15 protein-coding genes are annotated in these 15,516 nt (G+C 30.9%); all 15 read right to left on the reverse strand.

The window, feature by feature from the left end; translation table 11 throughout:
• Positions 1–146 precede the first annotated feature (146 nt).
• Positions 147–1,304 carry a beta 1-4 rhamnosyltransferase Cps2T gene (cps2T, locus tag ACTT1L_RS12825; protein ID WP_061131844.1) on the reverse strand — a complete coding sequence of 386 codons (1,158 nt, stop codon included), beginning with the start codon at positions 1,302–1,304 and terminating at the stop codon, positions 147–149.
• Complete coding sequence (locus tag ACTT1L_RS12830; RefSeq protein ID WP_061131845.1) at positions 1,305–2,693, reverse strand: glycosyltransferase; 1,389 nt, start codon at positions 2,691–2,693, stop codon at positions 1,305–1,307. It abuts the gene before it with no gap.
• Positions 2,690–3,406 (reverse strand): acyltransferase, encoded by a 717-nt coding sequence (locus ACTT1L_RS12835; RefSeq protein ID WP_061131846.1) that lies wholly within the window; start codon positions 3,404–3,406, stop codon positions 2,690–2,692. The genes ACTT1L_RS12830 and ACTT1L_RS12835 overlap by 4 nt, the downstream gene beginning before the upstream one ends.
• Before the next feature lie 148 nt (positions 3,407–3,554).
• Positions 3,555–4,577, reverse strand: coding sequence for a dTDP-glucose 4,6-dehydratase (gene rfbB / locus ACTT1L_RS12840; protein ID WP_061131847.1), 1,023 nt, complete (start codon positions 4,575–4,577; stop codon positions 3,555–3,557).
• A 1-nt stretch (position 4,578) separates the two neighbouring features.
• Positions 4,579–5,433: a dTDP-4-dehydrorhamnose reductase gene (rfbD, locus tag ACTT1L_RS12845; RefSeq protein WP_061131848.1), complete on the reverse strand. Its 855-nt coding sequence runs from the start codon at positions 5,431–5,433 to the stop codon at positions 4,579–4,581.
• A 5-nt stretch (positions 5,434–5,438) separates the two neighbouring features.
• Positions 5,439–5,999 (reverse strand): dTDP-4-dehydrorhamnose 3,5-epimerase, encoded by a 561-nt coding sequence (gene rfbC, locus ACTT1L_RS12850; protein ID WP_061131849.1) that lies wholly within the window; start codon positions 5,997–5,999, stop codon positions 5,439–5,441.
• A gap of 15 nt (positions 6,000–6,014) precedes the next feature.
• The gene (gene rfbA / locus ACTT1L_RS12855) at positions 6,015–6,893 is read right to left on the reverse strand and encodes a glucose-1-phosphate thymidylyltransferase RfbA (RefSeq protein WP_061131850.1); all 879 of its coding nucleotides are present in this window, start codon (positions 6,891–6,893) and stop codon (positions 6,015–6,017) included.
• A gap of 2 nt (positions 6,894–6,895) precedes the next feature.
• A complete protein-coding gene (locus ACTT1L_RS12860; protein ID WP_086707022.1) occupies positions 6,896–8,335 on the reverse strand; it encodes an oligosaccharide flippase family protein in 1,440 nt (479 codons plus the stop codon).
• Positions 8,336–8,342: 7 nt separating this feature from the next.
• Positions 8,343–9,242 (reverse strand): glycosyltransferase family 2 protein, encoded by a 900-nt coding sequence (locus ACTT1L_RS12865; RefSeq protein ID WP_061131852.1) that lies wholly within the window; start codon positions 9,240–9,242, stop codon positions 8,343–8,345.
• 19 nt (positions 9,243–9,261) lie between these two features.
• Positions 9,262–10,338 carry a glycosyltransferase gene (locus ACTT1L_RS12870; protein WP_061131853.1) on the reverse strand — a complete coding sequence of 359 codons (1,077 nt, stop codon included), beginning with the start codon at positions 10,336–10,338 and terminating at the stop codon, positions 9,262–9,264.
• 206 nt (positions 10,339–10,544) lie between these two features.
• The gene (locus ACTT1L_RS12875) at positions 10,545–11,768 is read right to left on the reverse strand and encodes a nucleotide sugar dehydrogenase (protein WP_061131854.1); all 1,224 of its coding nucleotides are present in this window, start codon (positions 11,766–11,768) and stop codon (positions 10,545–10,547) included.
• Positions 11,765–12,649 carry a glycosyltransferase family 2 protein gene (locus tag ACTT1L_RS12880; RefSeq protein WP_061131855.1) on the reverse strand — a complete coding sequence of 295 codons (885 nt, stop codon included), beginning with the start codon at positions 12,647–12,649 and terminating at the stop codon, positions 11,765–11,767. The genes ACTT1L_RS12875 and ACTT1L_RS12880 overlap by 4 nt, the downstream gene beginning before the upstream one ends.
• Complete coding sequence (locus tag ACTT1L_RS12885) at positions 12,646–13,893, reverse strand: hypothetical protein (protein WP_061131856.1); 1,248 nt, start codon at positions 13,891–13,893, stop codon at positions 12,646–12,648. Before ACTT1L_RS12885 ends, ACTT1L_RS12880 begins: the two co-directional genes overlap by 4 nt.
• A gap of 9 nt (positions 13,894–13,902) precedes the next feature.
• Positions 13,903–14,709 carry a glycosyltransferase family 2 protein gene (locus ACTT1L_RS12890; protein ID WP_061131857.1) on the reverse strand — a complete coding sequence of 269 codons (807 nt, stop codon included), beginning with the start codon at positions 14,707–14,709 and terminating at the stop codon, positions 13,903–13,905.
• A gap of 105 nt (positions 14,710–14,814) precedes the next feature.
• The gene (locus ACTT1L_RS12895; protein WP_061131858.1) at positions 14,815–15,501 is read right to left on the reverse strand and encodes a sugar transferase; all 687 of its coding nucleotides are present in this window, start codon (positions 15,499–15,501) and stop codon (positions 14,815–14,817) included.
• Between the last annotated feature and the right edge of the window lie 15 nt (positions 15,502–15,516).

Here is a 15,516-nt window from a genome sequence, read left to right on the forward strand (position 1 = left end):
CGTTTTTCCTTCTTTCGGGTAACAATTTCAACATTATAAATTTCATTCCATATAATACTATACGGATATACACATAACTTGTAAATGACTTGTAAACTAAATGCTACTCTACTATTTCATTAATAGAAGGCATACATGTTTATATATCAAGAATTTAAAAATAAACTCTCATAATCATTTACTATTTTCTCCCATGAATATTCATGATTAATTCGATCTTTAGCTTTGTTACTTAAATTATCAATTTTATCTCCAGAATAAGCCTCTACTTCTTGAATTAAATTAGCTAAAGAGCCTTCTTCTTTAGAGAAATAAACCGCACCTTCTTCGCCAACTTCTTTATTGAATACTACATCCAAAAGCAGATTCAACTTCGTAGACGCTAACGCCTCTAATAATGATGGGTTTGTCCCACCCACTTCATGTCCATGGAAATAAGCAAATGCATCTTCACGAATTTTTCTTAACAAATCTTGGTCATATACAGTACCAACGAATTTAATGCGAGGATCTTTATTAAAATTCGTTTTTGTTAATAATTCTTGATAAAATTGGTTTTCTTCAACATTAGAAATAATAACAAAATCCTTTTTAGAATTGGATTTCATAAATTCACGAACCATTAACTCATAGTTATTCTCTGGAACAAAACGACCAACTACTAAATAATATTCACCCGCAGCTACATCATGTTTCTTATACCATTCAATTAATGTGCTGTCATCTTCATTTAAAGAAGAAGTTGTAACATCTGCACCATAAGCAATAAATGTTGTCTTTGGTTCATGCTTTTTATAATCCTCTTGAATATAAGACTCAATACCTTTAGAATCACATACCAGTAAATCAGCATGCTTGACCATTAGATTTTCAGATATTTTCCAATAAGCTCTAATAGCTGGACTCCATTTACTTCTTTTCCATTCGTGCCCATCTGGATTTACAAAAACTTGAACACCCATTTTTTCTAATTTCCTTTTATAGAAAGAGAAAAATGGACCAATACGACATGCGAGTATATATACAATACAGTTTTTAAGATTATTTTTTTTTATATAACTAATACACTCTCTTAAACTCAATATATCATATGCTACAGCTTTCGCACTCCCAATTTCAGGTGTCTTCACATTGAAGCATCTCGCCTTATTATGCTCAAATTCTTCATTGTTATCCGCTAAGCAAGACACATGATACTGAATATCCTTACTTTGCCTACGTTCTGTTAAATACTCTACAAATGTTTCAAATCCCCCATACTTAGCTGGGATTCCTTTCGATCCAATAATAAATACGTGTTTCATCTATTCTTCTCCCGCTCTTACCTCTTGATACAGGTTTATTATTTCTTTAGTATGTTGCTTCATTAAATGAGGAAAATCCAATTTCAATAAATTTCCATTTACATAATCTAATAATGAAGTGTCGTCAAGAATCATTGATAATTTATCAATAAAATCGTGCTTATTTACTTTATATATAAAGCCAGTTTCTCCATCTTGTACTAAGTCCTTGAAACCAACATATTCAGAAACCATAATTGGAACACCATACGATTGTGCTTCTAAACCAATAAACCCAAAAGTTTCTTTCCAAATACTAGGGATAATTAATAAATCAACTTCATTAAAAATATCTTTTAACTGACTATAAGTATAACGACCATAAAAAGTATAATATTTAGGATTATATGTGTCTGGATCATTTACAAAATCACCATAAACTCCTAGGTGCCAATTAGTATATCCCTTTTCCTTTAAAGAATCCAATTGATCTTTTAAAGAGTAAAATCCTTTATAGGTATCTATGGGTCCTAAATATCCTAATCTAACTACTTCATTTCCTCTTTGTTTAACATTACGCTCTTGACGATAGTCAGAAATATCTTGATGACTAATAGAGACTATCTTCCCATTTACCTCAAGATATTTTTCAAATTGCTCTTTTGCTATAGAGCTATTGAAATGGAAATAGTCTATCAATCTGAATATTGTTAAATAATAGTCGCGTAATTCTATATAATGCGTTGCTAAATTCACATCTACTTCTTCGATTTCTCGTTCTACACTAGTACCTATAGTATTATTTTTAGTCTGATTCTTTTTAATTTTTCTAAGCGATTTTACGATACTACTATCTTTTAAATAACGATATGGATACGATTGCATCACATGAACCATCGGAAGACTTAATGCATTCACATTACATTCTATACAGCTTTTCCCATCATCAAAATCATTACAAACGTTACCTTTTGAGTCCATCAAATTTACTTTTGGACAAAGACCAAAATAATCATGTGTAGTAAATACAATTTTTATATCTAATTTCTTTGCCGTTTCAAAAAATTCTTTGTGTATCCCCATCAAGGTATGTACATGAATTATCTCTGGTTTTAATTCTATTAAAAATTCCTCATATACCTTATGATCTATTTCCTTCATAAAATGTTCAGGTTGATTAATCCCATTTAATAAAGGAATCGGTAAAGGGTTAACTAATTCATATACCGATATACTTCCATATGGTTTATTTTTCTTAATAGCTGTCTTTTTCGAAAAGGTAAATTTTCCCGGATACAAAAGAAACACTTGATGCTCTTGTCCTTGTGAATGCATTAAATCTACTGAGTATTTCGTTAAGCCACCTGTGCGATAAGGTGGTAAACCCAGTGAAATATGCAATATTTTCAATTTGTTCCCTCCCCATTCTCTATTCGATTTTTTACAATCTTGACAGGGTTCCCCACAGCAACACTAAAAGGTGGAATATCTTTATTTACTAAAGTATTAGCACCTATCACAGAGCCCTCTCCTACTTTAACTCCATCTAAGAAAACTGCCCCGGATCCTATCCAGCAATCATCTCCAACGATTATACCCTTATTAGTAACGCCCTGTTCTTTAATAGGAATATCTAATCTATCAAAATTATGATTTTCTGAATGAAATCTCACATTTTGTCCCATAATAACATTCTTCCCAATTCTAATTCCACCTGCTGCTCCAAAAAAGCTAAAATCTCCAATACCACTATTATCTCCGATAGTCATACCTTTTCCAAGGTGCTTCAGACTCCCTGAGCATGCAATAATTGTATAAGAACCAATATTCACGTTATTACCAATCTTAAGTCCTTCTTTAGATAATCCATCTAAAGATACATAATTACCTAAAGTTACTCCATTCCCTAACTCAATTGCATTTTTATTTTTTAAAATTACCCTTCTCCCTATAAATAACACCTTTCCACACTTCTTTAAGCCAATACGTTTAAAAAAACCGCGCCATAAGCTTATTGTTCTAGAAGAAACAATACCTAGTATATTAATAGTTGTTATACTACTATCTAACTTATATTCTGTTTTCTTTAATTTACTTATGAGAAAATTTAAAAGTGAAATCATACGTAATTATAATCCTCTTATTTCTAATTTTTTAATATCAATATCCCAAAATAGAAACTAACATAAATTTTTACACAATAAAAAAATAAAAGAGATAAGTTATTCAAAACTTATCTCTTTTACTTAATAAACTGTTTAATTCAATTTTTTATAATGATGAATATTGCTTAGCAAAATACCCCTGATACTCACCGGATACAATTGCTTTCCACCATTCTTCATTATCTAAATACCACTGAATTGTTTGAGCAATTCCTGTTTCAAATGTGTAAGTTGGTTTCCAACCTAATTTCTCTAATTTTGTTGGATCAATTGCGTAGCGCTTATCATGACCTAGTCGATCTTGAACAAACTCAATTAGTTCTTCCGATTTGCCAAGTGTACTAATGATAGTTTTGACTACCTCTAAATTTGTACGCTCATTATGTCCACCAACATTATAAACATCTCCATTTGCACCCTCATGCATAACTAAATCAATTGCGGCACAATGATCAATAACGTGTAACCAGTCGCGAATATTTTTACCGTCCCCATATACAGGAACTTTTTCATCATTCAATACACGTGAAATTGTTAATGGAATTAATTTTTCTGGGAAATGGAATGGTCCATAGTTGTTTGAGCAACGTGTAATGTTAACTGGTAAACCAAATGTCTCATGATATGCTCGAACTAATAGGTCAGAAGAAGCCTTACTTGCACTATATGGGCTATTTGGTTGTAAAGGTGTATCTTCTGTGAAGAATGTAGTTGGATCAAAATCTAATTCACCGTATACTTCGTCTGTTGATACGTGAACGAATTTAGTAATACCATATGCCTTTACTGCATCTAATAACACTTGTGTCCCTAATACATTTGTGCTAATAAATACTTCAGGTTCAGTAATTGAACGATCAACATGGCTCTCTGCAGCAAAATGAACAACATAATCGAATTTTTCTTGTTCAAATAGTTGGTTTACCGCTTGACGGTCTACGATATCAACCTTAGCAAATGAATAGTTATCTTTATTCTCAATATCTTTATGCTTTGTTAAATCTCCAGCATATGTCAGTACATCTAAATTAATAATATGATATTGAGGATATTTATTTACCATATATTGAACAAAATTACCCCCAATAAAGCCTGCGCCACCTGTAACTAATACTTTCTTTTTTTCCAACTTATTTCACCTCTTGTTGTAATTGTTTAATATAATGTTTTGTCGCTTTTTTCCAATCTTGTAATGGCTCAAATCCATTATCAATTAATTTCTGCTTAGACATACGTGAATTTTTAGGACGTACTGCACGAGTAGGATATTCTTCTGTTGTAATACTATTTACTTTTACATCTTGTCCTGCAATCTCAAAAATTTCTTGTGCAAATTCAGCCCAACTGCAAAAACCTTCATTTGTAGCATGATATGTACCATATTTCTCTGTTACGACCATATCAACTAACAAACGAGCTAAGTCATATGTGTAAGTTGGTGATCCTATTTGATCGCCCACAACGTTCAGTTCGTTACGTGTTTCACCTAAACGAAGCATTGTTTTAATAAAGTTATTTCCATTAATACCGAATACCCATGAAATACGCACAATAAAGTTTTTATCTATTAGGCTTCTAACTACTTTTTCTCCCTCATACTTTGTTAAACCATAGTATCCAACCGGATTAGGTGTGTCATTTTCTACAAATGCATGAGTTCCTTCTCCATCGAATACATAATCCGTACTAATATAAACAAATTTAGCATTTAATTTTTTTGCTGCTGTAGCAAGGTATTTTGTACCTTCTACATTCACATTCCAACAAAGATACTTATCATCTTCAGATTTATCAACAGCCGTATATGCCGCACAATGAATAATTGCATCTGGTTTTACTTTATCTACAAATTCATAAACCGCAGCTTCGTTTGTAATATCTAAGTCTTCTATTCCAATACCTTGCATTTCTAGTCCTTGCTTCTCTCCACGTTTTACTACGTCATATCCAAGCTGACCATTATAACCGGTTACTAAAATTTTCATTTTTTTTACTCCCCGTATACAAAGTTAGTTTCTGCTTCTTTTAATGAAGGTGCTTTTTCATCTTTTTCAGATAACACTGGTTGAATTTCCATTGGCCAATCAACACCAATTTCAGCGTCGTTCCAAACAATGCCTCGATCACATTCCGGAGCATATAATTCATCAACTTTATACTGAACCTCAACATCGTCTGTTAATGTCATAAATCCATGTGCAAATCCTTTTGGAACTAATAACTGTTTTTTATTTTCTGCACTTAGCTCAATACCGAACCATTGACCGTATGTAGGACTTCCCTTACGAATATCGACCGCTACATCAAAAATTGATCCGCGTGTACAACGTACAAGCTTAGTTTGTGCTTTAGGATTTAACTGATAGTGTAAACCACGAAGTGTTCCTTTTGTTGCAGAAAAGGATTGATTGTCTTGTACAAATTGCAGATCAATTCCAGCTTCTTTCATTGCCTTATCGCTATAAGTTTCCATAAACCAACCACGATGATCTCCAAATACTTTTGGCTCAATTACTTTTACACCTAATAGATTCGTATCTAACACTTTCATTACATTCACTCCAAATTAGTATTTAATGCTACCGTTTGCTACTTTTAATAAATATTGACCATAACCATTTTTAGAGCACTGATCACCTGATTCAATTAAAGTTTCTTTATTAATCCAACCATTAATAAAGCCAATTTCTTCAAGTGCTGCAATTTTAATTCCTTGATGATCTTCAACTGTTTTTACAAAGTTTGTTGCATCCACAAGACTTTGATGTGTACCTGTATCTAACCATGTGTAACCACGGCCTAATAATTCAACTTCTAACTCACCATTATTTAAATATGCTTCATTTATAGATGTAATTTCTAATTCTCCACGTGCCGATGGTTTAACATTTTTCGCAATTTCAACTACGCGATTATCATAGAAATATAAACCAGTAATTGCGTAATTTGATTTCGGCTCTTTCGGTTTTTCTTCTACACTCAATACTTTCCCGTTCTCATCAAATTCAACTACACCAAAACGCTCTGGATCATGTACATGATAACCAAACACTGTAGCTCCACTTTCCTTCTGAGCTGCACGCTGTAACATTTTGCGCATTCCGCTACCATAATAAATGTTGTCCCCTAGTACCATCGCTACAGAATCATCACCAATAAATTCTTCACCAATAATAAATGCTTGTGCTAATCCATCTGGACTTGGTTGTACTTTATATTGAAGAGAAATACCAAATTGAGATCCATCTCCTAACAAAGATTCAAAACGTGGTGTATCCTCTGGTGTTGAAATAATTAAAATTTCACGAATTCCCGCTAACATCAGTGTAGATAGTGGGTAATAAATCATTGGTTTATCGTATATAGGTAACAATTGTTTACTTGTCACCATTGTTAATGGATATAATCTTGTTCCACTTCCACCTGCTAAAATAATGCCTTTCATGTTCACTTTCCTCTCTTAACCAATTTACTATTAATAACATTTACTAATTTACCAATCATTGAATCTCTAATTATCAGTAATCCAGCAAGATAAAATGCCCCACCAACAAGCAATTGTATTACCGTAATTAAAAGAGGTGAGCAACTCATAATATTACCGATTAAGATAACTAAAATATAAACTCCTATACTCAAAACGGAGTATCTACAAAATAATTTCATGAAATAACTCATAATAAAATATTCTCTAGCATAAAACATTAAAATTAGCGCTCCTATTACCTCTGCCACCAATAGGGCTACTACTGTGCCGATACCTCCATAAGAAGGTACTAGTATTAAGTTTACTACTAAACTTAATACAGCTCCGACAGTCACAGCTATAGAATATTTATTTGACTGATTGGTTGGGATTAATATTTGAAGTCCAAAGATATTTGCTAAACCTACAAATAGAATTACTGGGCTCATCAAAATAATTAATGTAGCTACTTCCGAATACCCTTCACCAAAAAACCAATTTACAAAATTAGGTGCTATCGACATCATTCCAAAAGTCATTGGCAGTGTTATCATTAATACAAATTGTAATGTATACTTTGTATACATCTTTATTTGAGATATATTTCCTTTAGAAAATTCTAATGCCATTCTAGGTAATAACACTGTCCCTAACGACGTTATTACACCTAAGGCTAATTTTATGATTTTATTAGCTTGATTATAATAACCCACTTCTGTTTCACCAGATATATTTCCAAGTACAACCTTATTAGCTAGTACATATACTTGAATCAATAATTGTGGTATGAACAAGGTAATTATCGGTAAAATATGAGGCTTTATATTTAAAAAAGTAATTTTCACATACCTAATCTCTTTTAATAATGGAATCCACATTATTAGTTGTCCTGCAAATAATGTTGTAGTATTAATTATTATATACAACGATAAATCATTATAATCTTTTACTAACGCAAAGACTAAAAATATTCCTAGTAATCTAATCAAAATATTTCTTATTGTAATTTTTTTTATTTGTTCTTTCCCAATAAAATACCATGAAATATCTATAGCAGCAGCTACTAAGCTAAAAATATGAATAAAAAATAGTTCCTTATAATCAGTAGTTACACTAATAAATAAAAAATACATAATACAAGTAAATAATGAAACTATTATTTGAATTATATAAATAGACCAGAATTCTTTTGATGTTTCTGTTATATTTTCTTTTGTTGCAACTTGCCTACTCCCATATAAGGGTATACTTAAAATAGCAAATACCAAAAAAAGTTGAACAACCGACATTACATATGCATCAATCCCAATTCCTTGTGGCTTTAAAACCCGTGAAACATATGGTGTCGTAATAAATGGTGTTATCATCAAAAGTAACTGGTACGTTACTGTGAACAAATAATTTGATACAAGTTTACCCATAAACTAATTACAACCCTTTTATAAGATTTTTCATCTTGTATTTTCGATGTTGTAACTCGCATTTAAGATACGCGAAAATTAAGCTTTTACGTTTATTCAAACATTCATATGTCAACTTTTTCCTGATTTTCTTGATTTCATTATCTGACTTTTCGAAGTGGTTCAATTCATTATAAAAATGAGGATACCTCTCCTTTATAATTTTCGTGGCATTTTTTCTTAAAATTTCCTTTTCTGCACCAAATGAAACTCCCCCGATATGAAAGACATATGATTTAGGGGTAACTATTAATTTATACCCCTGCTTTCGCGCACGTCCACACCAATCCGTTTCTTCTCCGTATCCTCTTGGAAAAGATTCTTCATCTAATAATCCGACTTTATTTAATATTTCTCTTTTAAAATACATACAGAATCCGACCAAGCATGGGACTTCTATATAATCTGGAATATTATCCATTAATGCCAATAATTCCACTACATTTTGGTAATCCATCCCTAAATTAAACCCCTCAAACTTAGTGGGTATGGAAGAAAACTGTCCATAATTACTAAATGGATTTACCGCAGCTATCCAATCGTCTTTATATGCTACTTGTTCTAATTTTTCCAACCATCCTAATGTTACAATTGTATCGCTGTTTAAAATCACTACATCATTTTTGGTATTTTTCAATCCAAAATTCACATTTTTAGTGAAACCCATATTCTCTTCTTGGTGATAAGTAATAATATTTTCACTAGCATAACTATCTAATGTCTCTTTTACCAATGAATCCGTGCTACAATCATTTAAAATATGCAATACATATTTATCTTTAGGAGTATTTTTTACAATACTTTCAATACATTGAATTGTTTCTTGTATTGAATTAAATACAGGTAAAAGTATATCTATTTTATTCATTTGAAACTCCTCGAAAAATTTATTTTTCAACTATCTCTAATAATTTTTCAATCTGTCTATTCCAACTAAAATTTTCTAAGCAAAACTCTCTTATTTCAGAGCCCTGACTAGTGATTGAATTATAGAACTTAACCACTTGTTCTAAGTCTATAGGATTCCCATTACTAGGTATATCAAGAACAAACTCCTTACCTAAATAGTATTTCTCATTCTCATCAACTATTATAGGTAGTCCTGCCAACATATACTCTTTTGCTTTTAGAGAATCCCCAGCCCCGCCTTTTTTAAATAACCCTAGGCTTGAAACTCCAATATCAGATTCCCCATAAATTTCTTCTAATTCATCACCGTTTTTATAGCCATAGAAATAGATAAATTCATTCAGTGATAAATCATTGGTTAAATTCTCTAGATTATTTCGTTCTGGCCCCTCCCCCACAAAATGTAGCTTTATAGTATATTCATTAAGTCCCTTATCTTTATATTCATTTAATCCTAGAATCAATCTGTCATATGCATGCCAAGAAACTAACGTAGATACAGCTAGAATATTTATTTCTTTTAAGTTTGATTTTTCCTTTTTAATTAGTGGCATCTGACTTTCACTAATACCATTTACTAATTTAATATTTTCGATACCAAACACCGTATCTTCAAAGTAATTAAATGTAACAATATGATCAATATACTGTGAAATCAACTTACTAAAACAAAATTGATCCAAATAGAAGTTAAGCTTATTCTTCACGCTTTGTGCATTACTTCTTTCTCCGTAATATGGAAAAGTTGGAATTTCGAGAATAACCTTTAAATTCGGGTTCTTTTTGATCCCTCGTAAAAAATTAAAATAAGAAAAACTCATCGGTGGAAGATGTCTGATATAACACAAATCATATTCTGAAAGAAAGCTAGAATTTAAAATATAATTATATATATCTTTATAATTCAAAAAATCTAATACTTTTTCTTGATTTAAATATAAACCATTTGCCCTAACATATAACAAATCGCATTTTCCTAAAAAATTGAGTGCTTCTTTTTGACCCATTACTTTCTTTTTTATGCCTACGAATTCTTTAGCATCTAAATCTACCAATGCTAAATACAGTACTTTTCTAATCGCTACTCAATCCCCTCATGAAACTTATGAATCCACAATTAAAGAGTCATTATTTATAGAGAACTCATTAATCTCCATAATTTTTAAACTATTATCTTCTAAAGCTATTAATTGGATCATAAATATTTTGTAATGATTTTATAAACCATATAGACTTTCGCTTACTGCCATAAAAAATTATATTATAATGCATAATAGTTTTTTATATTATATTCTTGCCATATCCCTTTGACGTCTATGATATTTTGATTAATATCGATTTCATCTTCTTTAAAAATTTCATGTGCCACAGCGTAAATAATTACATCTACATCATCATTATATTCCTTTAGCGCTTCAAATCCGTAATACTGCTTTAAGTCTTTGTTATCCACTATCGGATCAACAACAATGACCTCTGCACCACTTTTCTTCAAGGCTTCAACAATGGTAACAGTTTTACTATTACGAACATCTGGGCAATTCTCCTTAAACGTAATCCCTTTGACTAAAATTTTTGAAGTTGATAGGGCCTTCCCACTCTTATTTAACAATTCCATTGTTTTAACAACAATATGGCGCGGTACTTCTTCATTAATATAACGTGCTTCTTCTAATAATGTGAATTTATTCCCTCTACTACGTGTTTTATGAATTAAATATTGAGGATCTTCAGCAATGCAATGTCCACCAACTAATCCACTTGTAAAGCCTAATGCATTCCATTTTGTATTCATAGCTTTTACAACCGCATTCGTATCAATTTCTGGGTATAACATTGCAAACTGATTAATTAATGCTATATTCAAATCACGCTGCGAGTTTTCCAAAACTTTACAAGCCTCTGCTGCTTCTAATGTATCCACGGGATAAACTTTTTCAATAACACTTCTGTAAAATTCCCCTAACTTATACGTTGTTTCTTCATCATAGCCAGCGACAACTTTTGTAATATTCTTGATTGTATTTTTTTTATCCCCTGGATTGACACGCTCTGGAGAGTAGCCAACAGAAAAGTCTACTCCGCATTCTTTCCCACTATATTTCTCTAGAATTGGAATGCACTCTTCACGTGTGAAGAATGGATATACCGTACTTTCATATACAACTATAGCTCCTTGTTTCATATAAGGTGCTATCATTTCAGATGCTTTTTTAACATAAGATGCATCAATTGTTCCAGCTACTGTTGGTGTTGGTACAGTTACCAAAATAATATCTGCTTCTTGTATATCTTCAATTTTAGTTGTAAAGTCAATTCCTAATTGATTAACCCTTTTTCCAATTTCTTCAGTTCTATCAATGCCTAATTTATATTCTTCAACTTTTTCTTTATTCACATCAAATCCAATAATATGATGCTTCTCTGAAAAATATCCTGCTAAAGAAATACCTACATATCCTAACCCAATTACAGCTACCTTCATTTTCTATTCTCCTTAAGCCTTTTATTCTCTCCCATATTGTTAAAAATAAAATCTCGTATTCCCCATAAAGTGCTCTTTAATTTCGAAATTTTATTTCTTTCAAATAGAATGATAAAAAAGGTTTCTTTTATAAAAGCTTTTAACTCTAAAAAGCAATATTTTTTATCAAAGTCAATATAATCTTTGACCATCCTTAAGCGGTTTCTTGAAATGTAATATCTACGAATATAACTATGATTTGTTGGATATACTATCTGCTTTAAAAATTTTTTAGGCGTTATATTACCTAATTCATGTATTAGATAAATCTTATTTATTTGAACAATTTTATATCCATGTTTTCGAAGTCTCAAACAAAACTCGTGATCAACGTTATCAATAAAATAATCCTCCCTAAAAACACCTACTGACTCTATAACAGATAGTTTGAGAAAGTTTCCCGAAGTCATAACCGCTTTCTTGTACTCGAAATCCTCATCTTTATGCAACAAATCGAACTTTGTCTTATGATAAGGTGTAAAAAGTGCTACATCTGATTTCTTATCCTCAAATTCCCCAATATAATTTATATATTCTTTAAAACTATCTCCTTGAAATAAACTATCCTGATCCATTGTTAATAGCCAATCAGAATTATACTTTTTTGCCAATTTAATTCCTTGATTTAAAGCATGAGCAATTCCAAAGTTCCCATTTTGAAATATATATTGAATATTACAATCTGATTTTTGCTCTTCACAAAAAGAGATTAACGATTGGCTGGGCTTTTCAGAGTTATCTACTAAAAATAAATAATCAAGCTGTCCATAAAAAGTTTTTATATTTTCTACAAGGTTTTCGACATCTGGATTGTATAAAACCACTACCCCTGAATAAATCAATTCTTCACCTCTTTAATTCTTGCAAAAGATAAATAACAAGTAAAATAAATAAAAACTAACATAGCAACAACATAATGATCTCTAAATGGTTGTGTAGCGTACGAAACAATTAGCATTGTTACAAAAACAATTATATACATGACAAATTTTGTAACCCGCTTATTTATAGAAATTAAATCTAATATAATCAATGTATAAAAATTAACTATAGCAAAGAAATACACTAGACCGCCTTGCATCATAATAAACGATGAACTACTAATCCCTAAATGTTGATGAATTGACTGGTTATTTAAATCAATACTATTTAATCCTATACCGGAGGTTGCTGCATTATATACCTCAAATGCCAAGTAATTTAAATACGCTCTCTCATTATGATGATCGGGAATATCGTTAGATATAAAATCTTTTAATAAATTAAAAACATTATTTATTTCGTTTGCTATATTTTCATTTAAAATATACAAAATAAAAAATCCTAAAATTGAGAAACAGACCACCTGAAAAAATCGCCTAAAATGTTTCGCGCCTATCCCTACTCTTACTAATTGAATAAAGAAGAATAACAGTAAATATATAATTACTGTTACAAAAAACATTTTATTTTCATTTACAACAGAAAGCCCCATCATAGTTATCATTTCTACTAAAATTATAATTAGTCTTTTTACAGATTTTTTATCAAAGTAAAAATAAAGATTAAAGAGGAGCGTCGCAATCCATAAAAAATTTAAGATATTGCCCCCACTCATTCCAATAAAACCTGTCATATGATCTTCAATTAACGGATTAATTTTAAAAAATTGTACCATCATAAAACTTCCAGTAAGATACTGTACAACGATAATGCTAGAATTAAATAAAAAATAGATATTTAAAAACTTAGTAAACCGAAATGCTTCTGCGTGAAGTACTTCATATCCATAAACTGTTTTTAAATATATTGCATAAAAAATTATTGTTAATGGCATAAAAGTCATTAGCAAGTTATCTATTGCTACTGCCCCTATCCCAAATTTCATAATATTAATACAAACAATCAAGACTAAAAAATAGAAAGACAACACAATACTTAACTTTAATTTAAATTTAAACTTCAATAATCTCATGCACAGATAAATCATAATCAAGAAATCAATTCTATACCATTCTGGATAAAGAACCTTAAAATATCTCGCAAAAAAAGTCGTAATAATTAGCCCAACTATTATTAATGTGTCTATTTTTTTTAATTTGTTCATTTCAAACCTCTACATTTCTTTTTGAATCCTCTTACATATATTTTTCACTTTTTTATTAAAATACAAAAAGACCCTCACATTAATTGGGTACCACCAATGATTTTTTAAGAGCTTCTTCTTATTTTCAAAAATCAGTTGTGCTTTTTCATCTTTAAATGAAGTACTTCCGTAATGAAAGATGAATGTATCGTCTGCTAAAATATTTTTGTACCCTTTTCTAATTAAACGACAAGAAAAATCCATTTCTTCCCCATATCCCATTCCAAAAGAATCCTCATCAAAAAAACCAATCTCATTAATCATGCTTCTTTTAATGTACATCGCATGCCCCACAGCTGTAGGTATAGTTGGATAAGCCCTTTCCGAGACCCTCTCCACCAAATTTGCAAATCCTTCTATTGTATATCCTTTGGGCAGTTCGTTGTCTTGATTAAAATACGGAACTGAAGCAATCGTGCCATTATTAGTTAATGCCGTCACTGTACCAACTTTTTCATTAGAATAAGCGGCCTTATACATTTTATCAATCCAATTTTCTGTAACAACAGTATCCGAATTTAGGAGAATCACATCATTCTCCGATGCACTCATTCCTCTATTAACTGTTTTAACAAACCCTAAGTTTTCCTCATTATTTAAAAGCGTAACACGGCCATCATCAATACTATTTAATAATTTCAAAATATCCTCATTTGGTGACTTATCATTTATAAAAACAAATCGATGCGCTATCTTATTATTAGATTTCAATAACGCTTCAATGCATTCTCTTGTTTCTTCGTACCCATTATATATAGGTATAATCACATCTATCATTCTACACCTCTGGATTATCATTTTAATTTTTTATCCATTATCATTATTTACGATTACATATAAGTTTTATATTGAAAATCTCTTCTATAATGAATAAAATATTTATTAATATGCTTCTTTACTACAAAATACTTCTTTCACTGTCTTGAAAATAATAATAATATCAAATAGGATCGACCTTTTTTTTATATATTGTAAATCTAATTGAACCATCTCTTTAAATCCAAGGTTATTTCTACCACTTACTTGCCATAGCCCCGTACATCCTGGAATTACTAGCAATCTTTGCTTATCATATGTTGTATATTCCTTTACCTCCCGTGGTAAAGGCGGCCTTGGTCCTACAAGACTCATTTCACCTTTTAAAACATTAATTAGCTGAGGTAGTTCGTCTAGGCTTGTTTTCCTAATAAACTTTCCAATTTTTGTGATCCTCGGATCTTCTTTCATTTTAAACATAGCACCGTTCACTTCATTATATTGCAGTAAATCTTTAAGCCTTTCTTCCGCATCTGCAACCATAGAGCGAAATTTATACATATGAAACTCTTTTCCATCTTTACCTACACGAATTTGCTTAAAAAGTACTGTTCCATTTGGATCCTCATATTTAATAATTAACGCTATAATTAAAAAGAGTGGTGATAATAATATCAATCCACATAAAGCTCCTATAAAATCCATGCAACGCTTAGCAAACAAATACCCTTTACGAGCATTTACCGCTTCCCAATCTATTTTTTTCTCATTTACCTCTGTGACATCCCCATCAGATAATTTTACCAAGGTCAAAACCCTTCCACCCCA

The organism is Bacillus sp. FH, from assembly GCF_052216825.1.
Classification (GTDB): Bacteria; Bacillota; Bacilli; order Bacillales; family Bacillaceae_G; genus Bacillus_A; species Bacillus_A paranthracis.

Excerpts from the sequence above, each read along its gene's own strand:
- rfbC (WP_061131849.1), bottom strand. The coding sequence starts at position 5,999 with ATGAAAGTGTTAGATACGAATCTATTAGGTGTAAAAGTAATTGAGCCA.
- ACTT1L_RS12875 (WP_061131854.1), bottom strand. The coding sequence starts at position 11,768 with ATGAAGGTAGCTGTAATTGGGTTAGGATATGTAGGTATTTCTTTAGCA.
- cps2T (WP_061131844.1), bottom strand. The coding sequence starts at position 1,304 with ATGAAACACGTATTTATTATTGGATCGAAAGGAATCCCAGCTAAGTAT.
- ACTT1L_RS12885 (WP_061131856.1), bottom strand. The coding sequence starts at position 13,893 with ATGAACAAATTAAAAAAAATAGACACATTAATAATAGTTGGGCTAATT.
- rfbA (WP_061131850.1), bottom strand. The coding sequence starts at position 6,893 with ATGAAAGGCATTATTTTAGCAGGTGGAAGTGGAACAAGATTATATCCA.
- ACTT1L_RS12865 (WP_061131852.1), bottom strand. The coding sequence starts at position 9,242 with ATGAATAAAATAGATATACTTTTACCTGTATTTAATTCAATACAAGAA.
- ACTT1L_RS12860 (WP_086707022.1), bottom strand. The coding sequence starts at position 8,335 with ATGGGTAAACTTGTATCAAATTATTTGTTCACAGTAACGTACCAGTTA.
- rfbD (WP_061131848.1), bottom strand. The coding sequence starts at position 5,433 with ATGAAAATTTTAGTAACCGGTTATAATGGTCAGCTTGGATATGACGTA.
- ACTT1L_RS12890 (WP_061131857.1), bottom strand. The coding sequence starts at position 14,709 with ATGATAGATGTGATTATACCTATATATAATGGGTACGAAGAAACAAGA.
- ACTT1L_RS12835 (WP_061131846.1), bottom strand. The coding sequence starts at position 3,406 with ATGATTTCACTTTTAAATTTTCTCATAAGTAAATTAAAGAAAACAGAA.